The sequence below is a fragment of the Virgisporangium aliadipatigenens genome (assembly GCF_016863615.1).
GTDB lineage: Bacteria > Actinomycetota > Actinomycetes > Mycobacteriales > Micromonosporaceae > Virgisporangium > Virgisporangium aliadipatigenens.
This window is the reverse complement of the sequence record NZ_BOPF01000014.1, coordinates 59,924-85,329: the sequence shown is the minus strand read 5'-3', so window position 1 is coordinate 85,329 and position 25,406 is coordinate 59,924. Positions and strand designations below refer to the sequence as shown.

21 protein-coding genes are annotated in these 25,406 nt (G+C 71.7%); 3 read left to right on the top strand and 18 right to left on the bottom strand.

Features of this window, described 5'->3' with window-relative positions:
• Positions 1-175 precede the first annotated feature (175 nt).
• Complete coding sequence (locus Val02_RS20410; RefSeq protein WP_203900724.1) at positions 176-406, bottom strand: DUF397 domain-containing protein; 231 nt, start codon at positions 404-406, stop codon at positions 176-178.
• Complete coding sequence (locus Val02_RS20405; RefSeq protein ID WP_203900723.1) at positions 406-1,254, bottom strand: helix-turn-helix domain-containing protein; 849 nt, start codon at positions 1,252-1,254, stop codon at positions 406-408. Before Val02_RS20405 ends, Val02_RS20410 begins: the two co-directional genes overlap by 1 nt.
• A gap of 381 nt (positions 1,255-1,635) precedes the next feature.
• On the opposite strand from Val02_RS20405, the gene Val02_RS20400 reads away from it, so the two are divergent.
• Positions 1,636-1,893: a hypothetical protein gene (locus tag Val02_RS20400; RefSeq protein WP_203900722.1), complete on the top strand. Its 258-nt coding sequence runs from the start codon at positions 1,636-1,638 to the stop codon at positions 1,891-1,893.
• A gap of 4 nt (positions 1,894-1,897) precedes the next feature.
• Here the strand turns inward: Val02_RS20400 and Val02_RS20395 are convergent, their stop codons facing one another.
• Positions 1,898-2,593, bottom strand: a complete 696-nt coding sequence (locus Val02_RS20395; RefSeq protein ID WP_203900721.1) for a PASTA domain-containing protein — start codon at positions 2,591-2,593, stop codon at positions 1,898-1,900.
• A gap of 126 nt (positions 2,594-2,719) precedes the next feature.
• Here Val02_RS20395 and Val02_RS20390 point away from each other — a divergent pair, with 126 nt between their 5' ends.
• Positions 2,720-4,234, top strand: coding sequence for a hypothetical protein (locus Val02_RS20390; RefSeq protein ID WP_203900720.1), 1,515 nt, complete (start codon positions 2,720-2,722; stop codon positions 4,232-4,234).
• A 13-nt stretch (positions 4,235-4,247) separates the two neighbouring features.
• Here the strand turns inward: Val02_RS20390 and Val02_RS20385 are convergent, their stop codons facing one another.
• A complete protein-coding gene (locus tag Val02_RS20385) occupies positions 4,248-5,732 on the bottom strand; it encodes a glutamate-cysteine ligase family protein (RefSeq protein ID WP_203900894.1) in 1,485 nt (494 codons plus the stop codon).
• A 254-nt stretch (positions 5,733-5,986) separates the two neighbouring features.
• Positions 5,987-6,562 carry a YceI family protein gene (locus Val02_RS20380; RefSeq protein ID WP_203900719.1) on the bottom strand — a complete coding sequence of 192 codons (576 nt, stop codon included), beginning with the start codon at positions 6,560-6,562 and terminating at the stop codon, positions 5,987-5,989.
• A gap of 143 nt (positions 6,563-6,705) precedes the next feature.
• Here Val02_RS20380 and Val02_RS20375 point away from each other — a divergent pair, with 143 nt between their 5' ends.
• Positions 6,706-7,164 (top strand): MarR family winged helix-turn-helix transcriptional regulator, encoded by a 459-nt coding sequence (locus Val02_RS20375; RefSeq protein ID WP_203900893.1) that lies wholly within the window; start codon positions 6,706-6,708, stop codon positions 7,162-7,164.
• A gap of 189 nt (positions 7,165-7,353) precedes the next feature.
• Here Val02_RS20375 and Val02_RS48245 read toward each other — a convergent pair whose 3' ends face one another.
• The 13 genes from Val02_RS48245 to Val02_RS20305 all read right to left on the bottom strand — a co-directional run bounded on the left by Val02_RS48245 (position 7,354) and on the right by Val02_RS20305 (position 25,337).
• Positions 7,354-9,687: an ATP-binding protein gene (locus tag Val02_RS48245; protein ID WP_203900718.1), complete on the bottom strand. Its 2,334-nt coding sequence runs from the start codon at positions 9,685-9,687 to the stop codon at positions 7,354-7,356.
• 74 nt (positions 9,688-9,761) lie between these two features.
• Entirely contained in the window at positions 9,762-10,904 is a 1,143-nt protein-coding gene (locus Val02_RS20365; RefSeq protein ID WP_203900717.1) for an acyl-CoA dehydrogenase family protein, read from the bottom strand.
• Positions 10,905-10,916: 12 nt separating this feature from the next.
• Positions 10,917-12,446: an acyl-CoA carboxylase subunit beta gene (locus Val02_RS20360; RefSeq protein ID WP_203900716.1), complete on the bottom strand. Its 1,530-nt coding sequence runs from the start codon at positions 12,444-12,446 to the stop codon at positions 10,917-10,919.
• A gap of 179 nt (positions 12,447-12,625) precedes the next feature.
• On the bottom strand, positions 12,626-14,506 hold the full coding sequence (locus tag Val02_RS48240; RefSeq protein ID WP_275415591.1) for a chaplin family protein: 1,881 nt from the start codon (positions 14,504-14,506) through the stop codon (positions 12,626-12,628).
• Between the two features lie 197 nt (positions 14,507-14,703).
• A complete protein-coding gene (locus Val02_RS20345) occupies positions 14,704-15,612 on the bottom strand; it encodes a hypothetical protein (protein WP_203900715.1) in 909 nt (302 codons plus the stop codon).
• Positions 15,613-15,843: 231 nt separating this feature from the next.
• Positions 15,844-16,746 carry a hydroxymethylglutaryl-CoA lyase gene (locus Val02_RS20340; protein ID WP_203900892.1) on the bottom strand — a complete coding sequence of 301 codons (903 nt, stop codon included), beginning with the start codon at positions 16,744-16,746 and terminating at the stop codon, positions 15,844-15,846.
• Between the two features lie 15 nt (positions 16,747-16,761).
• Positions 16,762-18,114, bottom strand: coding sequence for an acetyl-CoA carboxylase biotin carboxylase subunit (locus tag Val02_RS20335; protein WP_203900714.1), 1,353 nt, complete (start codon positions 18,112-18,114; stop codon positions 16,762-16,764).
• Positions 18,115-18,187: 73 nt separating this feature from the next.
• Positions 18,188-18,772, bottom strand: a complete 585-nt coding sequence (locus tag Val02_RS20330; RefSeq protein ID WP_275415590.1) for a TetR/AcrR family transcriptional regulator — start codon at positions 18,770-18,772, stop codon at positions 18,188-18,190.
• 44 nt (positions 18,773-18,816) lie between these two features.
• Positions 18,817-19,188 carry an immunity protein YezG family protein gene (locus Val02_RS20325; RefSeq protein ID WP_203900713.1) on the bottom strand — a complete coding sequence of 124 codons (372 nt, stop codon included), beginning with the start codon at positions 19,186-19,188 and terminating at the stop codon, positions 18,817-18,819.
• Positions 19,161-20,165 (bottom strand): tetratricopeptide repeat protein, encoded by a 1,005-nt coding sequence (locus Val02_RS20320; RefSeq protein ID WP_203900712.1) that lies wholly within the window; start codon positions 20,163-20,165, stop codon positions 19,161-19,163. Before Val02_RS20320 ends, Val02_RS20325 begins: the two co-directional genes overlap by 28 nt.
• The gene (locus Val02_RS20315) at positions 20,165-22,987 is read right to left on the bottom strand and encodes a hypothetical protein (protein ID WP_203900711.1); all 2,823 of its coding nucleotides are present in this window, start codon (positions 22,985-22,987) and stop codon (positions 20,165-20,167) included. The genes Val02_RS20320 and Val02_RS20315 overlap by 1 nt, the downstream gene beginning before the upstream one ends.
• On the bottom strand, positions 22,984-24,807 hold the full coding sequence (locus Val02_RS20310) for an HSP90 family protein (protein ID WP_203900710.1): 1,824 nt from the start codon (positions 24,805-24,807) through the stop codon (positions 22,984-22,986). Before Val02_RS20310 ends, Val02_RS20315 begins: the two co-directional genes overlap by 4 nt.
• A complete protein-coding gene (locus Val02_RS20305; RefSeq protein ID WP_203900709.1) occupies positions 24,804-25,337 on the bottom strand; it encodes a VanZ family protein in 534 nt (177 codons plus the stop codon). Before Val02_RS20305 ends, Val02_RS20310 begins: the two co-directional genes overlap by 4 nt.
• Between the last annotated feature and the right edge of the window lie 69 nt (positions 25,338-25,406).

The following is a 25,406-nucleotide window of genomic DNA, read 5'->3' as shown; positions in this document are numbered from 1 at the left end:
GGTGCGCGTTGGCGCGGCATCCTCCGCAGCCGTCTGGTACAACGAACAGAACGGACAAGGGCGACGCTTACCGGCATACAAGAACAAAGTCGCGAGAACGCCCCAGAACGCACACCGGCCCCGCCGCAGGGAGGGCACCCCGGCGAGGCCAGCGCACGAGCGAAAGGAGGACGGTTCAATCGTCCAGGTCGAACTCCCCGTCCTTGGCGCCCTCGACGAAGGCGTCCCATTCCGCGGGCGTGAACACCAGCACCGGGCCGGTCGGGTGCTTGGAGTCGCGCATGGCGATAGCACCGTCCACGAACGCGATCTCGACGCAGTTGTCGGAGTACGGTCCACTCCGGCTGCTCTTCTGCCATACGGCGTTGTCGAGATTGACCCGGAAGCCCTTTGCCTCAATTTCCACTACGGCTCCTTTGCCAGCCCTTCGATCATCTCGACCGACTCCGACGGCGTAAGGGCACGCGCCCGGAGCAGTTCGAAGATGAGGGCGTACCGATCGAGTTCCTCATCCTTTTCCAGGAACAGCCCGCCCGCCGCGTTGGCCGCGAAAACGACATCCTGGTCGGCCGATTCGCGATAACGGAGCATGGTGAACGTGCCGTCCATCCCCGCATGGGCTCCCGCTGAGAACGGCAACACCTGCAGGGTCACGCTCGGCAGTTCGGCCGCCTCGCAGAGTCGTTCCAACTGCCGCCGCATCACCCACGGTCCACCCACCGGACGGCGCAGTACCGCCTCGTCGAGAACAACCGTGAACGTGAGCGGGTCATCCTGACCCAACAACGATTGGCGGTTCATCCGGACACGGACGCGCTGCTCTATTTCTTCGTCGGAGTCGTCCGGCCGCGCCGCCCGGATCATTGCCCGGGCGTAGTCGGCCGTCTGCAGCAGTCCGGGCACGACGAGGACCTCGTAGGACCAGATCTCGTCGGCGGCGGACTCCATCCCGACATACGCGCTGGTCAGCACCGAGCCGTAAAGCTGCCACCAGCCGCGCTGCTTGGCCTCGCGGGCCATTTCCACCAGGGCCTCGGCGTGGTCGCCGAGCACTCCGTAGGCATCCAGGATGTCGCGCACCTCGCGCTGGCTGATGCCGGACATCCCGGTCTCGATGCGGGAAATCTTCGAGGCCGAGCACCGTAGCTTCACGGCGACCTGGTCGATGGTGGCCCCGGAGACCTCACGGAGTCGGCGAAGTTCCTGTCCCAACTGTCGACGCCGCAGCGTCGGACTGCCCCGCCGGCCAGCCACGGAGCACCTCCGCACGATCGATCAACAGCCGAATCCGGTTCAGTCTGCCGCCCGGACGTTACTGCATCAACCCGGAAACTCCGAGAACGTTGCACGGCGAATGTTGCGATCCAAAAGCTACCCGTCGGTCACGAAGTTGCAAGTTGCAATGTGACCGGCAATGGGGCAGTCTGTTCGTGTGAGGCTGTTCACTCCCCGTTCACTCCCAAATCGGCAGAAGCTTCACGTTTCGGCGGATTTCTCGGGGGCGGGGCGTTGCGGCGGGGCACTCGAGGCGTTTAACGATCGGGTTCCCGTCGGGTTGTGACCGACGCCCACTAGCAATCGACTCGGTTTCCGCGCTGGCCGCGAACCAGCGCACCGACCGCGAGGAGTGCGACCGTGATTCCCCGATCCGGTGACGTCTTACGGGTGACCCGGGCCGCGAGTGTGCAGTTCGTCGAACCGATGCTGTTTCGCGTGATCCGCATGCACGACTGGCCCACCTACGACGGCTGGGCCTGGCTGGACGGCTACCAGCTCAACGCGGCCGGCGACGCGGTGTCGCGCCGGTCCATCTTCGTGCAGCTCGAAGGGCTGCGCCCCGGCCGCATCGGCACCGTGCCGGCGCAGAGCCGCTCCCGCACCACCGTCGGCTGAGCGTTCAGCCGTTCAACGGGGTGGGGCTGGCCGAACGGGTCCCACCGCGCGACGGGTCGTTGGCCACCACGATCCGTACCACCGAATTGGCGGCGACCTCGGTACCCTCCCCGGGCTGGACCTCCACCACCGTGCCGGGGTCGGCGTTCGGCTCCGGCCGGCGTTCCACCTCGACCCGAAGCCCGACATCGGAGAGCCGCTGTCGGGCCTCGTCCTCGGAGAGTCCCAAGAGCCTCGGTACCGGCACCGTCTGCGCCGCCTCCGTCGTCGGCGCGGCCGAGGTCGGTGCCCTGGTCGTGGGCGCCGTGGTGGGGGCCGCGCCGGTGGTGGCGACCGCGCTCGACGCGTCGGGGGCCGGTCCCTGGTCGTCATCGGCGGTGAAGATCAGCCACAGGCCGGTCAGCAGCGCCCCGAGCAGCAGCAACGCCACCGCGCCGACGATCACCGGCAGCATCCAGTTGCGCTCGCCGGGACCGATCGGGAGCGGCTCCTCCTCATACCCGTAGGCGACCGGTGCCGGATCGGGCCGTGGTGGGCGCACGGACGCGCTGCCTGACCAGCGCTCCGGCTCCGCCGCCACCGGCGGCAGAACGCGGGTGCCGTCCGCCGGCGGCGGTGCCGTCTCGCCCACGGGCCGCGGTGCAGTCCCCCCGACGGGCTCGTCCGGCTGACCCGCCGAACGCCCGTGATCTTCCGCCATGACCCGATTCTCCCAGCTCCGCGCGGTGTGCCGCCGTCCCGCGATCTCCGAACCCGTCGTCCGACAAAACGACCTTGGCGGGCCAAGGTATCGCCGCTTTTGGTACAGGCGCGTACGCTGCGCGGCATGGCGGCACGTAGCTGGCTCGGCTCCACCATCACCGCGATCGGGGTCGCGGCCGGTGCCGGTGCCGCGCAACTCGGGGTCGGATACGGCCTCGGCATCGTCGTCTGGCTCCCGGCCGACCACCAGCACAGCCAGATCGCACTGCTCTCCAGCCTCGCGTGGGTCGTGTGGATCGCGGCCAACTCGACGGTGCTCGGTGCCGTCACGGCCAACTGGCTGGCCGGATTCGGCGCGGGACCGGACCGCTCCGGGTTCCTGCTCGCGTCGTTCCGGGCGACGCTGGCGTTCGGGGCGGCGGTCGGTGCCGTCGTGGTGGCCCCGCTCGCCGCGGTGCAGGCGCACGCCGTTCAGGCCCGGGAGATGTCGCGCACCGCGCAGATTCCGCCGGACGAGCTGGTCGTCTCGGGCGACGAGTGGACCGTCGCCGGCTACGCGGTGCTCGGTGTGCTGGTCGGGCTGGTCATCGCGCTGGCCGCGCTCAGTTCGCGGTCGGTGTCGGCCAACGTCGTCGCCTCGGCCGCCTACCTGTGGGTGCTCGGGCTGGTCGCGATCATCGACGCGCTGCGCGACGGCACCGAGCCGGTGCTCGCGCAGCTGGCGTTCTGGAAATTCAACGGCGGGCCCATGGTGCGGGACTTCTACGTGCCGGGTGTGCTGGTGATGCTGTCCAGCGCGTTCCTTATCGGGATCCTCTCCTCGTGGCGGGCCGGCCGGCGCGGGGACGGTCGGGTCGGGGTCGCCACCTCCGGGGCCGTCGGCCCGCTGCTGGTCGCCGCGGCGTACCTGCTGGCCGCGCCGAAGCTCACCGGCAGCGGCGACGTCGACCTGGGGCAGTGGTCGGCCTACCTGTTCGCGCCGTACGCGGTGATCGCCGGCCTCGCCGGTTCGGTGCTGGTGGCGGCGCTCGGGCCGAGAGGTGGGCGGAGCTGGTTCGCCAGGCGGCCGAAGCCGGTCGGGACCGAGGCCGACCCGGTGGAGAGCGACCCGTTCGCCGAGCCGAAGCCGAAGCCGGCCGTCGACACCACGGCGGCGGAGCCGATCGCCGGCAAGGAGCCGAAGGACGAGGCGCCCGCCGCCAAGCGGTCGGGGCTGTTCCGGTCGCGCTCCTCGAGGGCCGCCAAGCCGGAGAAGACCGAGACACCGGCCGCGAGCTCGCCGGACGACGACCTCGACGACTGGGCCTCCGAGCTCAGCGGCAAGACCCCGGCGCCGGTCGCGGCGGGCAGCAAGGCGAAGGGCCGGGCGGCCGTCAAGGACAAGGACGCCGACGCGAGCCTCGAAGAGGACGCCTACGCACCCTCCCGCGCCTATCCCGGCACCGACCCGAACGCCAGCGCCTACGCCACCGACACCGTCGAGCAGCCGAAGGCCGAGCCCGCCAAGGCCACCCCGGCGAAGGCGACCGGCACGGCCACCCCGCTGTGGCCGACCCAGAAGGACGCCGACGGCGAGGCGGACAAGAGCGACGACGACGAGCCACCCACGACGCGGGGCCGGCGCGGCCGCCGCCGCTGAGCACTGCGGAGAATCACGCCTGTCCGATGGGCCAGCTGTGTACGGGCTCGTTGGCGTGCAGGTACGTGCTGTAGCGGCGGAGCATCTCGCGCAGCGCGGCGGGCCGGTCCAACCCGTGCGCCTTCTCCAGGTAGCGCACGGTCTCGACCTGCCACACCGCGCCGTTGCGCCGCACCCGGCAGCGGTCCTCGATGATCTGCAACAGCCGGTCCCGGTGGAACGGATCGACGCCGAACCGGTCCAGCCCCTCGTAGGCCATCGGCAGCAGCACCTCGCGGATCAGCTCCGGAACGGCGCTCTCGCCGCGCTGCGGCCACCACACGCGCGCCTCGATCCCGTCCCGGGCGGCGGTGTGGAAGTTCTCCTCGGCGGCGGAGAACGGCAGCTGCGTCCAGATCGGCCGGTCGGCCTCGGCGAGATAGCGCACCAGCCCGAAGTAGAACGCCGCGTTGGCGAGCACGTCGAGCACGGTCGGTCCGGCCGGCAGCACGCGGTTCTCCACGCGCAGGTGGGGACGGCCGTTGACGACGTCGTACACCGGCCTGTTCCAGCGGTAGATGGTGCCGTTGTGCAGGCGTAACTCCGGCAGTCGCGGGGCACCACCGGCGCGCAGCACCTCCACCGGGTCCTCGTCGTCGCAGATCGGCAGCAGCGGGGGGAAGTAGCGGACGTTCTCCTCGAAGAGGTCGAAGATCGACGTGATCCAGCGCTCGCCGAACCAGACCCGGGGGCGCACCCCCTGCGCCTTGAGCTCGTCGGAGCGCGTGTCGGTGGCCTGTTCGAAGAGGGCGATGCGGGTCTCGGCCCACAGCTGCCGCCCGAACAGGAACGGCGAGTTGGCGCCGAGCGCGACCTGCACCCCGGCGATCGCCTGGGCGGCGTTCCAGTGGCAGGCAAAGTCGTCCGGCGCCACCTGCAGGTGGAACTGGACGCTGGTGCAGGCGGCCTCGGGCGCGATCGAGTCGGTGTCGGCGCGCAGGTGCTCGACGCCGCTGATGTCGAGCACGATGTCCTCGCCCCGGGCACCCACGATCTGCTCGTTGAGCAGCCGGTAGCGCGGGTTGTGGGAGAGGTTGTCGAGCACGGTGTGGGCCTGGGTGAGGGTGGGCAGGATGCCGATCAGCGCCAGGCTCGCCTCGGACTTGTGGGCCCGGTCGTCGGCGTGCCGGAGGGCGGCCCGGACGATGTCCTCGTACTCGGCGAAGCCGGCGCCGGCGATGAGCCGCGGGGCGACGTTGAGCTCGAGGTTGAACTGGCCCAGCTCGGTCTGGAACGCCGGGTCCGCCAGGTCGGCGAGCACCTCCGCGTTGCGCATGGCCGGCTGGAACCCCGGGTCGGTGAGGTTGAGCTCGATCTCGAGGCCGGTGGTGGGCCGGTCGACGTCGAACTTGAAGTCGTTGAGCATCAGGGCGAATACGTCCAGGCAGCGCCGCACCTTGTGCCGGTAGCGCGCACGGTCCTCGCGCGTGAACGCGGACTGTGACACGTCCTGGCCCATCGGCATCCACCAACCCTTCGGCGTCCATACGTTACGAGGGGCGAACCCCCGGGGCTAGGGACAAAGCGGTCTATTGCTTGGCGCAGAGTAAGCGACACGGTGCGTTCAGCAATCGATGGGCATCTCGCGGTGTGCAACAGGTAACAATGAGCGACCCCGGGCAGTCTGCCCGGGGTCGCTGAAGATATCTCACTTTTTTGGGTGCGGATCGGGTCCGATCAAGGGTTTCCGATGCAACCCCTACCCTGCGAAGCCTACTGCTGGCGGATGGCCTGGGCGTCGATCTCCACCTTGACCTTCTTGCTGACCATGACGCCGCCGGTCTCGAGGGCCTGGTTCCACAGGATGCCGAAGTCCTCGCGGTCGAACTCGAACGACGCGGTGAACGAGATCATCTCGGTGCCGTACGGGGTGCCGGTCACGCCGTCGAACTCCACGGCCAGCTCGACCTCGCGGGTCACGCCGCGGATCGTCAGGTCGCCGCGCAGGACGAACTCGTTGCCGTCGCTCTTGACGACGCCGGTGCTGGCGAACGTGAGCTTGGGGTGGTTCTCGACGTCGAGGAAGTCGGCGCTGCGCAGGTGGGCGTCACGGTCGGCGACCCGGGTGTTGATCGTCTCGGCCGGGATCTCCGCCACCACGCTGGACTTCAGCGGATCCTCGGCCACCGTGATCGTGCCCGTGACGTTGTGGAACGAGCCGCGCACCTTGCTGACCACCAGGTGCCGCACGACCGCGCCGACCTCGGTGTGGGCCGGGTCGATCGAGTAGGTGCCCGGGGCGGGGATCGTCAGTCCGTTGAAGTCGCGGACGTGGGTGGGAGCAGTCATAATGAGAACCTCCATACTATCTGCATCGTCGCATGTTGCCTGGACAACTATCGCTCGCAGGTCGTTGACTCGTCAAGTACTCTTGCGGTGTGAGTCAGAACATCGCCGAGACCGACCTCTTCGCGGACCACCGCATCACCGCGATGGGGCTGTTCACCGAGGCGTTCACCGGGGTCTCCGCGAAGCTGGCGAACCAGATCGTGGGCCACAAGCTCGTGATGGCCGAGTTCGAGGTGCTGCTGCGGCTGAGTCGTTCGCCGGGCGGGCGGCTGCGCATGAGCGACCTCGCCGCCCAGACCTCGCTCACTACGAGCGGCATCACCCGCCTGATCGACCGACTGGAGCGCGGCGGGCTGGTCGAGCGCACCGCGTGCCCCTCTGACCGGCGCGGCCTCTTCGCCCAGATCACCGACCTCGGCCGGGCCCGGTTGACCGACGTTCTCCCGGAGCACCTGGGGCTCATCGACACCTGGCTGATCGATCTGCTGGAGCCGGCGGAGCTGGAGGGGTTCCTCGGCGCGCTGCGGAAGATCCGCGACGCCGTGCGTCCCGGGGCCGCCGCGGGCACCGCCGAGCCGGTCGAGGACCACCACGCCAAGTAGTGTCGCGCGTTCGCGACGTAAGCGGCAGGATTGCCGGCAGGTTCGGCAGTTGCGGGCCACAAACGCCATCAATGCGGCAATTCGCGCCGCCCCTCTTACTACCCTTTGAGGTCGGGAGGCACCGAGCAGGGCCCGTCCGATCGGTGAAGGGGGCCGATCGGCCGGGCCCCCTGCTTTACCGGCGAACTCCTACCTGACCAGCAGGTCCTGCTCGCGCGGGAGCAGCGCCACGCCGCGCGCCACCACCCGGTCCAGCTCCGCGCGGTACACCTCGCGCTGGCGTTCGTCCGGGCAGCAGGACACCGCGCCGACCAGCGCCTCGCAGACCTCCCGTAGATCCCGCCGCCCGACCAGCGCGTCCGCCGCCGCGCCGAACAGCTTCGCCGCGTTCGCCGTGTCGCCGCGGCCCCAGGCCAGGTAGGCCGCCAGCAGCGGGTGCAGCCCCGGACAGCCGATCGCCGGGAGCATCGGCTCCGCCTCGTCGGGCCGGCCCAGTTCGGTCAGCGCCATCGCCACCGTCGCGGCCACGCGCACCCGCTGGCCCGGATCGCCGTACTCGGCCAGCCGGAGGGCCGCGCGACGGCCCAGTTCGAGGGCGTCGCTCGGGCGGCCGTCCAGCCGGGCGCACTCGGCCAGCTGCGCCGTCACCAGCGCGGCCAGCCGCTCGTCACCCAGGCCCACCGCCATCCGCGCCACCGTCGCCAGCCGGCGGTGGGCGTTCGGGAGGTCGCCGGCGACCATCGCCTGCGTGGCGGCCAGGCGGCGGACCACCGCGACGTCGCGTTCCCGGGCGCCGCCGCGGGCCAGAGCCAGCGCCTCCTCGGTCAAGGCCGCCGACGCTTTGTGCTCGCCGGCCGCCAGCAGCAGCGTCGCGAGCAGGTGCGTGGTGTCCAGCCGCAGCCGCGGATCGTCGAGGGTCCGGGACAGCTCGTGCGCCTGCCGCGCGGCGGCCAGCTCGCTGATGCCGTCGCCGTGCGAGTGCGCCAGCAGGGCCACCGCGTGCAGTGCGCGGGCCCGCACCGCCGGCCCGACCTGCGGACACGCGGCGAGCAGTTCGCGCAGCAGGACCCGCGTCTCCCAGTCGCGGCCGCGGAAACGCGCCCAGCGTGCCGTCGCCGTCGCGAGCCGCAGCGCCGTCTCGGGTGCGGCCCGTCGCGCGTGCTCCAGCGCCGCGCGCAGATCGGGCGCGAGCTGATCGAGCATCCCGATCGTGGCGCGCATGGCGGCCCCGTCGAGCGTCGGTGCCATTTCCTCGGCGAACGTCGTGAGCACCCGCGCGTGGCGTTCGGCGACCTGCGCGGGCTCGCCCGCCTCGACGGTGGCCTCGGCCGCGTACTCACGCACCACCGCCAGCATGCGGAACCGCCACGCGCCGGTCCCCCGCACGTGCACCAGCCCCAACCCGACCAGCCGGTCGAGCAGGGCCTCCACCTGCCCCGCCGAACGCTCCTCGAGCAGCGCCTCCGCCACCTCCACCGACCAGCGCGAACGCATCGACGCCAGCCGGCGCAGCGCGGCCCGGTCGCCCGGTTCGAGCAGCCGGTAGCTGGCCGCGACGGCGTCCCGCAGCGTCTCCCCCGCGCGCGCACCGGCACCCGTCAGGTCCAGCACCCGGTCGCCGTACCGGGCCAGCAGCTGCTCGACCGTGAGCACGCGGCAGCGGGCGGCGGCCAGCTCGATGGCCAGCGGCAGCCCGCCGATGCGGCGCAGCAGGCTGTCTGCCGCCGCGCGTTCGGCCGGCTCCAGCGGCTCGCTGCGCACCTGGCGGACGCGGCGTTCGAACAGCTCCAACGCGCTCGGGGCGGACAGCGGCGGCACCGGCCACACCACCATCCCGGGCAGGTCGATCGGCCGGCGGCTGGTGACCAGGAGCCGCAGGTCCGGCGTGTACGCCCGGGTCCAGCGCAGCACCGCCGCGACGGCTTCCGGCTGCTGGTCGGCTCCGTCGAGCACCAGCAGAGCGGGGCCCGCGCCGAGGCGCTCAGGCAGTTCCCCCGCAAGACCGACACCGAAGACGGCCGCGACCGCCGCGAGAATGTCGGTGTCCCGGTGGACGTCGCTGACCGGAACTCCGGCGACCCCGCTCGGGAAGTGACCGGCCGCGTGGTGGGCGACCGCGACGGCGAGGCCGGTCTTGCCCACGCCGGCGAGGCCCGCCAGCACGACCGCGTCACTCGCCGGCACCAGGCGGACCAGCTCGTCGATGTCCCCGTCGCGACCCACGAGGTCCGGCAGCGGCGGCAGCGCCAGGATGTCGACCGCCGACGGGCCGAACGCCCGCGCCGCCGCCTCGAACCGGGTCCGCGCGTTGCCCGTGAGCCGCAGCGCGTCGACCAGCAGCACCACCGTGCCGCGCTGCGGCCGGCGCGCGCGACCGCTCTCGATGTCCCGAACGGTGCGCTCGCCGACGCCCGCGCGCTCGGCCAGCTCGGCCTGGGTCAGTCCGGCGGAACGCCGGTAGCCGCGCAGCAGAGCGGCGAATCCGGCGCCGGTGGTGCCCCCGTCCTGGTCCGGCGTCGACATGACATTGAACGCTACGCATGACGCCGGAGCCGGAACAGCGGGGAAAGGTCGCGCGATGGTTACGGACCGAAAGGTTACAGATCCAGCTCCCGGGCGATCACCAGCTTCTGGATCTCCGAGGTGCCCTCACCGATCTCCAGGATCTTGGCGTCCCGGTAGAAGCGGCCGACCGGGAACTCGTTCATGAAGCCGTAGCCGCCGTGGATCTGCGTCGCGTCCCGCGCGTTGTCCATCGCGGCGTTGCTCGCCGTGAGCTTGGCGATCGCCGCTTCCTTCTTGAACGGCCGGCCGGCGAGCATCTTCTCCGCGGCGTCGTAGTAGGCCAGCCGCGCCACGTGCGCCCGCGCCTCCATCTCCGAGATCTTGAACTGGATCGCCTGGAAGTCCCCGATGGAACGCCCGAACGCCCGCCGCTCCCTGGCGTAGCGGATCGACTCGTCGACGCAGCCCTGCGCCAGACCGACCGAGAGCGCCGCGATCGCGATCCGCCCCTCGTCCAGGATCCGCAGGAACTGCGCGAAGCCCCGCCCGCGCTCGCCGAGCAGGTTGCCCACCGGCACCCGCACGTCGTCGAACGCCAGTTCGTGCGTGTCCGAGGCGCACCAGCCCACCTTCGAGTAGCCCGGCAGCACCGTGAAGCCCGGGGTGCCCGACGGCACGATGATGGTCGACAGCTCCTTGGACCCGTCCGGGTTGGTGCCCGTGACGGCCGTGACCGTGACCAGGCACGTGATGTCGGTGCCCGAGTTCGTGATGAACGCCTTCGAACCGTTGATCACCCACTGGTCGCCGTCGAGCACCGCCCGCGTCGCCGTGCCGCCCGCGTCGGAGCCGAACCCCGGCTCGGTCAGCCCGAACGCCGCCAGCTTCTCGCCCTTGCACAGCGCCGGCAGCCAGCGTTCCTTCTGCTCCTCGGTGCCGAACCGGTGGATCGGCATCGCGCCCAGGGAGACGGCCGCCTCCAGCGTGATGGCGACGCTGGAGTCCACCCGGGCCAGTTCCTCCAGGGCCAGGCACAGGGCGAAGTAGTCGCCGCCCTCGCCGTCGAACTCCGTCGGGAACGGCAGCCCGAACAGGCCCATCTTGCCCATCTGGCGGATCAGGTCGTACGGGAACGCGTGGCGTTCGTAGAAGTCGCCGATGACGGGTGCGACCGATTCGACGGCGAACTCGCGAACGGCTTCGCGGAGGGCCTGGTACTCGTCGTTGAGCTGCACTGGAAGGACCTTTCAGACGGGTGTGACGCCGTGGTGACGGCGCGCGAAGTGCCGGTCCTTTCCGCTCGTGGCGGCGTACCGGTGGATCAGTTCGGTGCGCAGTTCGGCCGGCTCGACGATGCTGTCGACGACCAGTTCGCTGGCCAGCCGGACGAGGTCGATGTCCTGCTCGTACTCGGCCCGCCGCGCGGCGACGAACGCGGCGCGCTCGTCCTCGTCAGCGATCGCGGCGATCTTGTTGGCATAGACGGCGTTGACGGCCGCCTCGGCTCCCATCACCGCGATCTTCGCGCTCGGCAGGGCGATCGTGGCGTCCGGGACGAACCCGGGACCGGCCATCGCGTACAGCCCCGCCCCGTACGCCTTGCGCACGACCACGCAGATCTTCGGAACGGTCGCCTCGCTGACGGCGCTGATCATCTTGGCGCCGTGCCGGATGATCCCCTGCTTCTCCACGGCCGTGCCCACCATGAACCCCGGCACGTCGGCCAGGAAGAGCAGCGGCACGTTGAACGCGTCGCACAGCTGCACGAACCGGGTCGCCTTGTCGGCGGAGTCGACGAAGAGCACGCCGCCCTTGAACATCGAGTTGTTGGCCACGACGCCGACGACCTTGCCGTCGAGTCGGCCGAACCCCACGGTAAGTTCCTTGGCCCAGCGCGCCTGGATCTCGAAGAACGAGTCCTTGTCCAGCACGCCCTTGACGAAGCGGCGCATGTCGAACGCCTGCCGTTCGCTCGGCGGGATCAGGGCCGCGAGGTCGATCTCCGGCGGCTCCTGCGCCTCGACGGCGGGCGGCCGCTCGCGATAGCTGCTCGGCAGGTAGGACAGGTAGCGCCGGATCGTCGCGATGGCCTCGGCCTCGCTCTTGCACAGGAAGTGGCCGACGCCGGACTGTTCACAGTGGACCTTCGCGCCGCCCATCGCCTCCAGGGTGGTCTTCTCGCCGGTGACCATCTCGACCATGCGGTCCGAACCGAGGTACATGCTGGCGTTGCCGTCGACCATGGCCACCACGTCGCAGAACGCCGGGATGTAGGCGCCGCCGGCCGCACTGGGCCCGAAGAGCGCGCACGCCTGCGGGATCGAACCGCTGGCGCGCACCTGGTTCCAGAAGATGTGACCGGCACCGCGGCGGCCCGGGAAGAGGTCCACCTGGTCGGTGATGCGGGCACCGGCCGAGTCCACCAGGTACACCATCGGCACGCCGGTCTCGTAGGCGCGCTCGATGATCCGGATGATCTTCTCGACGGTGCGGGCACCCCAGGAGCCGGCCTTGACCGTGGAGTCGTTGGCCATCAGGCAGACCGGCCGGCCGTCGACGGTGGCCTGTCCGGTCACCACCCCGTCGGCGGGCAGCCCGTCGGCCATGGCGTTGGCGTAGCGCCCGTCCTCCACGAACGAACCCGGGTCGACCAGTAGATCCACCCGTTCCCGGGCGAAGAGCTTGCCCTTGGCGGCGTTGGCGGCGTGGTATTTCTCTGCACCGCCGGCCTGCGCGCGCTTGCGTAGCTCCTCCAGTGCCGCGCGGTCGAGCGTCACCGACAGCCTCCCCAGATCAACCTGAACGATCGTTCAGGCGCCTAGCGTAGCCGGTGAAACGCCGAAAGGGCCAGTACTGGCAGTACTGGCCCCTGTCGGCAATCAGTTCGCAACCGTGGTAGCCGGCGACCTGGTCGGCGCGGCCGCCCTTGGCTACCCGTTGATCATGCTGCGGTGAATCAGCTGCAGTTGACGGCGGTCGCGCCGCCGACGCTGCGGGAGCTGGCGAAGCCCAGCAGGGCGACGGAGTTGCCGCTGATGTTCACCGGCACCTGCGCGACGCTCTTGAGCTGGTTGCCGTTGAGCAGGCCACCGTTGAACCCGGTGGTCATGTCGCCGCCGCAGCTGCCGCCGTCGCGGTCGCCGCCACGGTCCCAGTCGCCCCGGTCCCGGCCGTCCCAGTCACGGTCCCAGCCGCCACGGTCGCGGCCGTCCCGGTCCCAGTCGCGGTCGTCGTTGTCGTCGTCGCCGGCGGCGCCGCCGTTGTAGTCGCCCGCCTGGTTGGCGCCGTAGCCGCCGGCCGCCTGCGCGCCGCCGCCGTTGCCCTTCCAGTGGTGCTTGCCGGCGATGGCCTTGCCGTGCTCCTGGTCGCCGCCGTCGCTCATCTTCTTGGCCTTGCCCGAGCTGAGGCCCTTGGCCTTGCCCGAGCTCATGCCCTTCGGCTTGACGTCACCGGAGGAGCTCATCGCCTGAGCGCCCGGGCCCTCGTAGTTCCCGCTCGGCGCGGCCTGGCCGTAGCCGCCGCTCGGGCGGGCCTGGCCGTAGCCACCGGCCGCGTTGCCGTTGTCGTCGTCGTCCCAGTCCCGGTCCCAGCCGCCGCGGTCGCGGTCGTCCCAGTCACGGTCCCGGTCCCAGCCGCCGTGGCCGTGGCCGCCGCCGTTGACCGCCGTCGCCCCACCGGCGCACGAGGCGTCGGCGAAGCCGAGAACGGCGATCGAGTTGCCGCAGACGTTGATCGGCACCTGCGCGACGCTGCTGACCTGGTTGCCGTTGAGGAGCCCGAAGTTGAAGCCCGACGTCATGTCGCCCTCGGTGCGGGCGCTCTCCGTCGTGGCGCTCTCGTTCACGGCCACCGCGCCGCCGCCGCACGAGGCGTCGGCGAAGCCACCCAGGGCGGCGATCGAGTTGCCGCAGACGTTCACCGGCACCTGGATGGTGCTGTTGACCTGGTTGCCGTTGGCGATGCCACCGTTGAACCCGGTGGTCATGTTGCCGCCGCCGCCGTTGTGCGCGGAGGCGCCGCCGCCGAAGCCACCGCCGCGGCCGTCCCGGTCCCAGCCGCCCCGGCCGTGCCCGCGACCGTCACGGTCGTTGTCGTCGCCCCAGCTCGCGCCGCGGAAGTCGCCACCGTGGTGACGCTTGCCGTGGTGCCGGCGGTCGTCGTTGTCGTTGCCGGCCGCCTGGCCGCCGCCGTAGTTGCCGCTCGGGCGGGCCTGCCCGTAGCCGCCGCTCGGGCGGGCCTGCCCGTAGCCGCCGCTCGGACGCGCCTGGCCGTAGCCACCGGCCGCGTTGCCGTTGTCGTCGTCGTCCCAGTCGCGGTCCCGGTCCCAGCCGCCGCGGTCGCGGTCGTCCCAGTCACGGTCCCGGTCGTTGTCCCAGCCGCCGCGGTCGTGACCGCCGCCGCCGTTGACCGCCGTCGCGCCGCCGACGCACGAGGCGTTGGCGAAGCCGAGGACCGCGATCGAGTTGCCGCAGACGTTGACCGGCACCTGGATGACGCTGCTGACCTGGTTGCCGTTCAGGGCGCCGAAGTTGAAGCCCGACGTCATGTCGGCCTCGGTCCGGGCGCTCTCCGTGGTCGCGCTCTCCGTGGTGGCGCTCTCGGCGTTCCACGCGACGGCGCCGCCCTGGCTCTGGGCGCCCGCGATCCCGCCGACGGCAACGGCGTTCCCGCTGATGTCCACCGGGATCTGCAGAACGCTGCCGAGCTGGTTGCCGTTCAGCAGCCCGGCGTTGGGACCGGTGTGCCAGTCCGCCGCGTGTGCGGCGGTGCCGCCGACGAGCAGGAAACCGGCGGACAGCACACCGACGTTGAGGGACTTACGAACCCACGTCTTCATGAGTTAGCTGTGCCTTTCGAGTGTTGAGATGTCGCTTTTAGTTGTTTCCGGATCCGGCGGGTGCCCGGCCTAACCTCCCGAGCACCCTGGATGTGGGCGCGGGTCGGTACGAAGTCCGTCCCTGTCGACGTGCGCCCGACAAACGTGCGATTCCAGTGCGTGGCGATCCCTCCGCAGGCGTGCGGAAGGGAACCTCGCTAGTCGGGTGAAACGGTCGGGACCAGGGCCGTCAAAGGCCGGGCCGCGACATCGGCTGCCGGTACCGCGGACTCGCGGCCCATCGCGCCGGTGGCGAACCTGCTCGTCGGAACGGCGGTGGCGGCGCCGTCCCAACTGGATCCGGACGTCGTGGTGGACGTCCCGATCATGACCGGACCCGCGGGTGCCGGAATCGGCGCAGGGCTTGGCGCCGGCAACGACTCCCCCGTGAGCCCGGTCGGGTGGGACCGGTTCCCTTCGGTCGGCCCGGAAGCGGGGCGGCTGTCCGCCGCACGCCGCGCGGTGGCTCCACCCGCCGCCGGGCGCCGCTCGACCGACGTTCGCGAGACCGCTGGCACTGCGGTCCCGACATCGGCCGACGGCTGCTCGACGGTGGCGCGGCCGGCCACGGAGGCCGGCGCGGAGCCGCGGTCGCCCTTCGCTCGGGCGCTCTTCTTACCGCTGGCCACCGTGGCACGGTGGTCCTTCCGGATCGTCCGGGCTCCGGTCGAACGGGCCCCGGAAGCCCGGTCCGCGGCGGCGCGAACCACCGTGGACGCCCCGGAGTCGTGCCGCTCATCGGCCGGAACGGGCGCGGGCTGCGCCTTCCTGACCGGCAGCGCGGCGCGGATGTCCCTGGAAAAACCCGTGAACCCACCGACCACAGTGGACGAACCCGGCACGGCACGCGTGCCCCCGACGGCGCGCAACGCCGCGACGCTCCGCTCGCCCACGGTCGGCGGCTCGGACATCGGGAAGCCGGTGCGTCCGGTCCCCTCTCCGGCCAGCAGTTCCGTGACCCCGCCCAGATCCATGCCCTCCGACACGGCCGGCGACGCGGCCTGTGCCATGGCGGACCCGAACATCCAGGCGACCCCGGCGAACCCGGCCACCACCAGGCCCCGCAATGCGTAACGGGCCCAGCGGCCCGTGTGCTTCGCGCCCCGGGATCCGGCATCGCGGGTATGTGCGGCAGGCGGGCACGGCTGAGCCGCACGCGCTTCGCGTCCGACCCCCGTGCTCGTCATTGCCAGCCCCTCGTTAACCCGTAATGCCGAAGCGGTCACTGAACGTACCGCTTAAGGGAACGAGGTATCCGGCTCCGAAGTCACGCCTGCCGGGTACTAAAAACGGACTTCTTATCCCAACCCGGGCACGCGAGGCCCCGCGCGGAGCACGCCCGAGGGAAGTTCGCGGCCCACGATCCGCTCCGCCTCGCGCGCGACGTCGATCAGGGCGGACAGGTCGACACCGGTGTCCACGCCCATGTCGTGGAGCATGTGCACCACCTCCTCGGTGGCGACGTTGCCGCTGGCACCGGGCGCGTAGGGGCAGCCGCCCAGCCCACCGACGCTCGCGTCGAACTCCGTCACGCCCAGTTGCAGCGCCGTCAGGATGTTGGCCAGCGCGGCCCCGCGGGTGTTGTGGAAGTGCAAGAGCAGCGGCACGTCCGGATGGGCGCCCCGCACCCGGTCCACCACGTCGATCACGCGCCGCGGCGTGGCCATCCCCGTCGTGTCCCCGAACGCCACCCGGTCCGCCCCGTCGGCCAGCACGCGGTCCACGATCCCCGCCACCCGGGCCGGGTCCACGTCGCCCTCGTACGGGCAGCCGAATGTGGTCGCCACGATCACCTCCGCCGAGGCACCGCCGTCGTGCAGCGCCGCGATCAGTTCGGCGAGGTCGTCCAGGGATTCCTCGGTGGAACGGTTGATGTTGCGGCGGTTGTGCGTGTCGGAGGCGGACACCACCACCTCGATCTCCCGGAACCCGGCCTCCAGCGCTCGGCGCGCACCCCGCAGGTTGGGCACCAGCGCGGAGTACCGCACATCCGGGTTCGGCTTGGCGGCGGCCCACACCTGGTCCGCGTCCGCCATCTGCGGAATGGCCTTCGGGTGCACGAAGCTGACCGCCTCGATGCGCCGCAGGCCGGTGCCGGAGAGGGCGTCGAGCAGGCGCACCTTGTCGGCCGTGGCGACCGGGTCCTCGTTCTGGAGGCCGTCGCGCGGGCCCACCTCACGGATCGACACCTTCTCCGGCAACTGCATGACGGCTCCTTACTTCTTCGGCTTGGCGCGCATCCGTCCCACGATGCCCGTGTCGTAGTCGCCGCTCAGGAACTCGGCGTTGTCGAACAGTTCCGTGAAGAAGGGCAGGTTGCACTTGGGCCCGGCGATCTCGAACCCGGCCACCGCCTGACGGGCCCGCTCGACGGCGGCGTCGCGGCTCCCGGCGTGCACGATCAGCTTGGCCATGAGCGAGTCGTAGTGCGGGGTGACGACGTTGCCCGGCCCGTAGCCGGCGTCGACCCGCACACCCTCGCCGGTCGGCTCGACCCACGCGGTGATCGCACCCGGCCCGGGCAGGAACCGCTTCGGGTCCTCGGCGTTGACCCGCAGCTCGATGGCGTGTCCGCTCGGCGCCGGCACCGCGGAGCCGAACGTCGGCGCCAGCCCGGAGGCGATCCGCAGCTGCTCCTCGACCAGGTCGACGCCGAACACGGCCTCGGTGATCGGGTGCTCGACCTGGAGACGGGTGTTCATCTCCAGGAAGTAGGCCTTGCCGGACTCCGGGTCGAACAGGCACTCGACGGTGCCGGCGTTGCGGTAGCCGACCGCGCGCCCGGCGTTGACGGCCGCGGCGAGGATCTCCGCGCGCTGCGCCGCACTGAGCGCCGGCGACGGCGTCTCCTCCAGCACCTTCTGATTGCGCCGCTGCACGGAACACTCGCGTTCGCCCAGGGCGACCACGGTGCCGTCGTTGAGCCCGAGGATCTGCACCTCGATGTGGCGCACCCGCGGGAAGTAGCGCTCCAGCAGCACCGACCCGTCGCCGAACATCCGCTCCGCGAAGCCGCGCACCTTCTCGTACTCGACGGCGAGCGCCTCGGGGTCGGCCGCCACGGCCATCCCCATGCCGCCGCCGCCGGCCGCCGCCTTCACCATGATCGGGTAGCCGACCGCCTCGGCCGCCTTCAGCGCCGCGTCCAGGTCTGGTGCCGGCTCTCGGGTCCCGGGCGCCACCGGCACGCCGGCGTCCGCCATGAGGTTCCGGGCCTGGATCTTGTCGCCCATCGCCGCGATCGCGTCCGCGCTGGGTCCGACCCAGATCAGCCCGTTCTCCGCCACGGAACGGGCGAAGTCGGCGTTCTCGCTGAGGAAGCCGTAGCCGGGGTGAATTGCCGCCACTCCTGCCGATTTGGCCGCATTGAGAATTACTTCCGGGTTACGGTAACTTTGTACCGGATTGGGGGACCCGATCGGCGTGGCGTCATCGGCCTCACGAACGAAGGGAAGGTCAGCGTCCGCCTCCGAGTACACCGCAACGGTGCGGATGCCGAGCCGGCGCGCCGTCCGGATCACCCGGCGGGCGATCTCCCCTCGGTTGGCGACGAGGAGTGACTCGATCATGCGCGCTCCCTTTCTACACACCTGTGGATAACTCTGTGGGTATAAGCACTAACAGCCTGTGGATAACGGCAGGTTAGCCGTGCAGTGCCGCCAGGCTTGCCGTCCGCAGCAGTTGCGCACGGCGTTCGCGGGTCACTTCGGGCCCGATGAACGGCGTCGAGTTCATCAGGCCGAACGCCGCATGCGCCACCACACGGGCCTCCTCGGGTGAAAGATCACGTAAACGCGTCAGTAACTCCACCCACTCCTCCACGTACGCCCGCTGCAGCTGCCGGATCCGGCGCCGCGGCTCCTCCGGCAGGCGGTCCAACTCGTGCAGGTGCAGGGCGATGACCGCCTGATCCTCCAGCGCGAACTCGACGTGGAAGTCGACCAGGGCCGCCAGCGCCGCCGCCGGGTCGTCCGGATGCGCCTCGACCCGCTGCCGACCGCCGGCGAGCAGCCGCTCGCTGACCGGGATCAGCGCGGCGATCAGCATCGCCTCCTTGCCGGCGAAGTGGTGGTACAGCGCCGGGCCGGTCACCCCGGCGGCGGCACCGATGTCGTCCATCGACACGCCGTGGTATCCGCGCGCGGCGAAAAGGCCGACGGCGATCTCCAGGATCTCGTCGCGACGCGACCTCCGACGAGGGGTCGTTCCGGGGGCGTCCACAGTCACGGGAGACACCCTACCGCCGATCGATGCCCGGCCTGAACGCTCGTTCAGGTTGCGGTTCGGTCGGCGTAGCGAAGTTCGACGTCGAAACGACCGTCGCGCTCCAGCGTGAAGGCGATACCCGACCACTCCTCCTGCCCGGCGGCCACCGTCGCGTCCCGCAACGCCACGAACGCGTCGCTCATTTCGATGACCGCCTCGAAGGGCTGATCGTCGAAGGGAAAGGCCCCGACGGCGCCGGAGTCGGTCACCCAGTCGAACGCGACACCCGCGTTCGATTCGGCCAGCTCGCCGTCGGCGCGGATCCGGACGGCGTCCTCGGGCATCAGGGCCGCCAGGATCGCCGCGATCCGCTCGACCAGTGCGCGTTGCCGCTCGTCGTGCGCGGCCGTCACTCCGCGGCCCGCGCTTCCACCCATGCCTTGTACTCGGGTGGCGCGGGCAGGTCCAGCAGCACCTCGGCCGCGCTCCGGGCATCGCCCTGGGTCAGCATCACCCGCACCAGGCAATGGTCCGCCACCAGCGCCTCCCGGTGGGGGCCGCCGGGCAGATGCGTACAAATCGCACTGGCCCGTTCGAAGGCGCGGTACGCCGCGCGGGTGTCCCGCAGCTCGCGCAGCACCTCGCCGAGCGCGTTCAACGCGATGACCGTCTCGCGGTGGTCCTCGCCGTGGCGGCGTTCGGCCTCGGCGAGGGCCTCCGTGCGCAGCGCGCGGGCCACCAGCAGGTCGCCGCGGGCCAGTTCCGCGCCCGTCACCGAGCCGGCCGCCAGCAGGGAATGGTCGCGGGCCGCCGCCACCCGGTCGGGATGGTCGATGCCGACCGTGGCGACGTGGTGCTCGGCGGCCTCCGCGAGCAGCAGGACCGCCGCCTCGGTGTCGCCCTGCGCGGCCGACGCCCGGGCCAGCCCGACCAAGGCGGCGCCGACCTCGGGGTGCATGCCGTCCAGCTGGGCGCGGGCGGCGTCCAGCGCGTCGCGGTAGAGGCGGTGGGCATCGGCGAGGTCGCGGCGCATCAGCCGGACCGCCGCCAGGTCGAGGGTCGCAGAGATCCGGCCCACGCCCTCCGGCGCCGCCGCGTGGGCGCGTTCGCGCAGGTCGAGAGCATCGTCGAGGTCGCCCGTGCCGACCCGGACCGCCGCGAGCAGACCCATGAGCTCCAGTGTGAACGGATCCGCCGCGCCGTGGATGCGCACCGAGTCGGCGAGCGCGGACTCGAACCGGCCGGCCGCGGCCTCCAGGTCACCCGCGTCGGCGAGGCTGCACGCGGCCAGGTACCCGGCGTGCAGTTCGTCGGCGTTGATGTCGTCGAGCAGCCGGGTGCCGTGCCGCGATCGCCAGACCAGCCAGCCGACCGCCCCGACGACGAGCACCGCGAACCCGATGATGAACGCCATCAGTCCAGGCCGTACTCCTTGCGCACCTCGGCCGCCTCGTCGGAACGCCCCTGGCCCTCCAGGGACTCCGCGAGCAGCCAGGCCGCGTTCTGGGCGAGGTCGGTGTCGCGGGGAGCCGCACCGAGCGCCGAACGCACCAGCGGCTCGGCCTCCTCGGCCCGGCCCATGCGCAGCAGCACCTCGCCCTGCAGCAGGTCGGCCTGCAGCGCCTCGCCGTACGCCTCGATCTCGCGGAACCGCTCCGCCACCGGCCGCACCCGGTCGAGGGCCTCGGGCAGCTGCTCCGCGCCGATGAGCACGCGCGCCGCGTCGTAGCCGAGCATGGCCAGCTCGTAGCGCAGCGCCGGCTCGTCCGCGGCCGTTCCCTCGGCCGCCGCGGCCAACAGCGCATCGGCGCGGGCGATCGCGGACAGCGCGTCGTCGGGGCGTTCCGCCCAGCGCAGCGAGAGTGCCTGCCAGCGAACCGCGCGCGCCTCGTCGAGGATCGCGCCGGCCCGGCCATAGGCAGCGGCGGCCTCGCCGAACTTCTCCGCCGCCTCCACGTCCTGGTCGCGGCGGTACATGATCTGGCCGGCCTCTTCGAGCATCTGCCCGCGGGCACCGAGGTTGTCGAACCCGTCCAACCGGCGCGCCAGCTCGGCCAGCTGGGTGAGCGCCTGCTCCGGCTCGTCGAGCGCGCGATACACGTAGGAGAGCAGGTACCGGCACCGGTCGGCGGCGTCCGCGGCACCGACGGAGTCCAGCGCGTGCACCGCCTCCTCGCCGATCTCGGCCGCTTCGAGGTGCTGCCCGCTGCGGTGGTACGCGATCGCCAGGTCGAACCGCGCATAGGCGGCCGGGCCGGTGGCCCCCGCGCCGACGAACCCGGCGACGCCCTCGACCAGTTCCTCGACGGCGGTCGACGCATGGCCGGCGGCGCTCAACGCCTTGCCCCGGTTGGCGTGGGCCGCGAAGCGCATGCCGCCGCTGGCCCCCAGGGCGATCGCCTCGGCGAACGCGGCCGCGGCCGCCTCGTTGTCGTCCGTGGCCAGGAGCAGTTCGCCGTGCTGGAACGCCGCCACCGCGGCCGTGTCGCCGGCGCCGAGCGTGCGGCCCAGTTCGCGGGCCTGGGCGGCGGCGATGAGGGCGTCGGCCGTCCGGTCGCTCTCGTGCAGCAGGTGTGCCCGGCGGGCGAGCGCCTCGACCATCAGCCGGTCGACGTCGCCGTCCGACGAGGTGTCCCCCGGGCCGGCCAGCGACAGCACCACGTCGACGGCGGTCAGCGCCTCGTCGAAGCGTTCGGCCGCCATCAGGGCGTCGCAGCGGCGCAGGTGTGCGCTGGCCCGGTACTCGGCGTCGCCGTGCCGGTCGGCGTAGCCGCTCGCGTCGGTGACCAGGGCCAGCCCGTCGTCGACCCGTTCGGTCACGCAGTACATGAGGCCGAGCCGGGCCTGCGCGGTGTACAGGCGGCGTTCGTCACCGGCCGCGCGGTAGCCGGCGACCGCGGCGTCCCACTCGTGCTCCGCCTCCGTCATGCGGCCGGCGTTGGCGAGCCAACGGGCGCGTTCGTCGGCGCGGCGGGCGGCCAGCAGCGGCGGCAGGTCCGGGTGGCGGGCGTCGAGCGTGTTGAGCAGCTGCTCGGCGCGTTCCGGCGGGCCGGCGCGGTGCACCTGGTCGATGAGGTCCAGCAGTTCGGCCGGGTCGTCGGGGGCCGTCACCGGTGCCGGGCGCGGCGCGGACGTCGCCACTCCGGAGGCCACCGCGCGGGCCACCGCGCTGAGTGCGAGGTGCGCGACGAGGGGCTCGGCGTCGAGTCGTTCCCGCAACCGGTCACCCTGGTGCGAGGTGCCGTTGCGGCGGTCGAAGCGTTCCGCCAGATCGCGGGAACGGGCGGCGAGCGCGTCGCCCAGCTCGCCCGCGGTGGCGTCGCGGAACCGCAGCTCCCGCACCTGCGGCCGGCGCAGCACGAACGCCGCGGCCGAGGCGAACTCCAGCTCGGCGTAGGGCGAGGGCGCCTTCTCCAGCCAGTCCAGGTGCCGGTCGATCAGCTCCAGCCCGCGCGCCTCGTTGCCGGTGAGGCCGCAGAACAGCACGTGATCGGCGATCGACGCGAGGTCGGAACGCTGGTGCCGGTGCGCCCGGTAGGCCCGGATGTGCGCGTCGCGGGCCTCGTCGACCCGGCCGGTGTGCAGGTAGGGCAGCATCAGCGAGGTGAGGATCGCCTGCGGCTGCTCGGCGCAGGTGAGCTGGCCGCCCAGCACCGGCTCGGCGAGCGCGACCGCCTCCTCGTACCGGCCGGTGTCGGCGAGGTGCTCGACGCGGTCGGTCGGGTCGCAGCCGGCGCAGTCGGAGTTCTCGTCGCGCGGTGCGGTGGTCCAGCGTTCGTACCAGTCGTTGGCGGCCGCGACGTCGCCGATGTGGTTGGCGATCAGCCAACGGTGCTGGTAGACGGCGTGCATGCTGTGGCCGCCGAGGCGGTAGCGGCGTTCCATGTCGTCGAGGACGGCGTAGGTGCGCTCCAGCGGCACCTCGGGGAAGCGGCACAGCGAGCCGGCGACCCACTTGAAGTACCAGCGCAGCAGCCCGTCCTCGCGGGCGCCGAAGCGGCCCGGGTTGCGGTCGTACTCGGCGAGGCACCAGGAGAAGGTGACGAACGTCTTCGCCGGTTCGCCGCCCATCTGGTACGCCTCGGTGCCGGCGAGCCGCGCCTCGAACTGCAGCGCCGGGTCGCCGAGCGCGTCGGCGTGCCGGATCGCCTCGTCGGCCAGCGCGATCTGGCCCGCGCCGTACGGCGCCTCCCAGCACTGCTGGATCAGCCGGTGGACCTGCTCGGGAGTTGTCATTTCGGGTCGTCTTTCCCGTCGGGGACGGCCCGCTCGAGCAGGCCCAGGAAGGAACCGTTGAGCAGCGCGGAGTCCGCGGGACGCAGGGGGTGGTGGCCGAGCAGGAGGGCCTGGCCGTACAGCGCCTGGACGGCGAGGGCCACCAGGTGCGGGTCGCTGACCGTGGTCATCCGGCGCACGAGCGGGTTGCGGTGGTTGAGCACGAGCTGCGGGCGGTCGTCGGTCACCGTCGCCGCGAGCGCGTCCAGGACGCCCGCCCAGAGGTCGTCGGCCTTCTCGCGGGTCTCCCTGAGGTTGTCGGCGAACGCGATGTCGCGGTCGATCAGGTACATCGCGGGCAGCGTCGGCGGGTCGAACGCCCGCAGCACGACCTGGCACCCCTGCGGGTCCACGGCGCGCTGTGCGGCGCTGAGGAAGTCCCGCAGCGACAGCTCGATGTGCGGGTCGACGGCGTCGAACCGGGTGGCGAGATCGGTCGGCACCAGCTGCTCGATGATCGCCATCCGGTCGAGCGTCGGGATGCGCTGGATGATCTCCGCGTCGAACGTGTACCCGCCGTTGATCACCGGTACGCCCTGGGCCGCCGCGACGGCCGACAGCTGCCGGAACTCGTCAAGCGTGGCCGCGTAGCGCAGGAGCCCGTGGCGTTCGCGGAACTCGGCGAGGGTCATCCGCCCGGTGTTGGTCTCCATCGGCCACCACTGCTCGACCAGGCGCAGCATCTCGTCGTCGTGCAGGGCGAGCGCCTTCACGCCGAGGTGATGGATGCCGAGGAACTCGGCGAGCCGGCTCGGGTCGACCGAGGCCAGCCGGACCAGCCAGGCGCGCAGCTGCGCACCGAGCGCGCTGCGCGCCTCGTCGAGCTGGGTGTCCTCGTACAGCGCCTCGCGGCTGGCGGTGGGGTGCAGCTCGGCGGTGTCGACCACGCACCGCGCGAAGAACGCCCACTCGGGCAGCAGCTTCTCGACCCCTTCGGAGAGCAGCATCCGCTTGAGGTAGACCCGGTGTCCGGCGCGCGCGGCCGGATTGGCCGGCTGCGGCAGGATGAACGCCGCCCCGCGGATGCCGGCGGCCGGCACGTCCAGCTCGACGACGTCGAACGGCGTGAAGTCGAACGTCTCCCGGCAGTACGCGATCAGCGCCTCGCGCCGGTCGGCCTGCTGCCACGGCGGCGCGTCGTCGGTGACCCTGGTGGGTCCGACGCGCACCTCGATCGGCAGCAGCGACCCGTAGAACCGGGCGAGTTCGGCGACCTTCGCGGGCGTCAGCCACGCCTCGGCGTCCCGGCGCGGCACGAGGGTGACCGTGGTGCCCGACTCCGCTCTGGCGTAATCGGCCAGCGACACCGAGTAGCGACCGTCGGAGTAGCCGGTCCACAAAACGGTGGGCTCGTCGGCATGGCGCGTCTCGACCCGGATCTCGTCGGCCACCAGGAAGCAGGAGAGCAGGCCGATGCCGAACTGGCCGAGGAACTCGTGCCGGGCGAAGCCCAGTTCGTCCCGCTTGGAGCTGCGCCCGATCGTGGCGAGCAGCTCGTGCACCTGCTTCTCGGTGAGGCCGATGCCGGTGTCGTGCACCTTCAGCCCACCGGTGTCCGGGTCGGGGTCGATCAGGACGCGGGCCGGCGCCCCGGGGTCGATCTCCCGCCGGGCGGTGATCGCGTCGGCGGCGTTCTGCAGCAGCTCGCGGACGTAGACCCGGGGGCTGGCGTAGAGGTGGCGGCTGAGCAGGTCCACCAAGCCGCGCAGGTCCACCTGGAACGTGCGGCTCGGGTCGGGGGTGACATCCCTGTCGTGGGGCACGGTGCTGTCCTTGGTCATCGCGGCCCCACCGTACCGGCAGCGGGTGTGGGCGCGCCCGCCCGTGTCCGCCACCAGGGGCGGGTCAGCAGGGCGGCGAGGATCGCGCCCGAGGTGTTCAGCAGTACGTCGGCCACGGATGCGGTGCGCCCCAGGTAGAGCGCGTACTGGAGGAACTCCAGCGTCGCCGAGAAGAGCGCCGCGAACGTGCCGACCGCCCACAGCGGCACCGGCCAGCGCACCGGCAGCCCGGCACCCAGCGTCGCGAACGGCAGCAGGTTGGCCAGCATCTGCACGGTGAAGAAGACCGGCCGTTCGCCGACCCCCGTCACGGCCTCGTCGATCGGGTTCCACAGGAACTCGCGCGGCTGGTGCAGCGGGGTGAGGATCATCCACACCCAGGGAATCGGGCCGAGGACGACGGCGGATTCGGCCAGCGAGTACTTCCAGCCGTTCCGCCGGGCACGTAGGGCCACAAAGACGAGCGCGACAGGGACGCAGACGACGGCGACCGCCACCACCGGGATCCAGCGGCCCCATCCGATCCCCATGTGCACCCCATCCGTCCGGAACCGGGGCTCTTCCCGGGAACGTGACTACTTCTCGCTTTCGTCCCACTA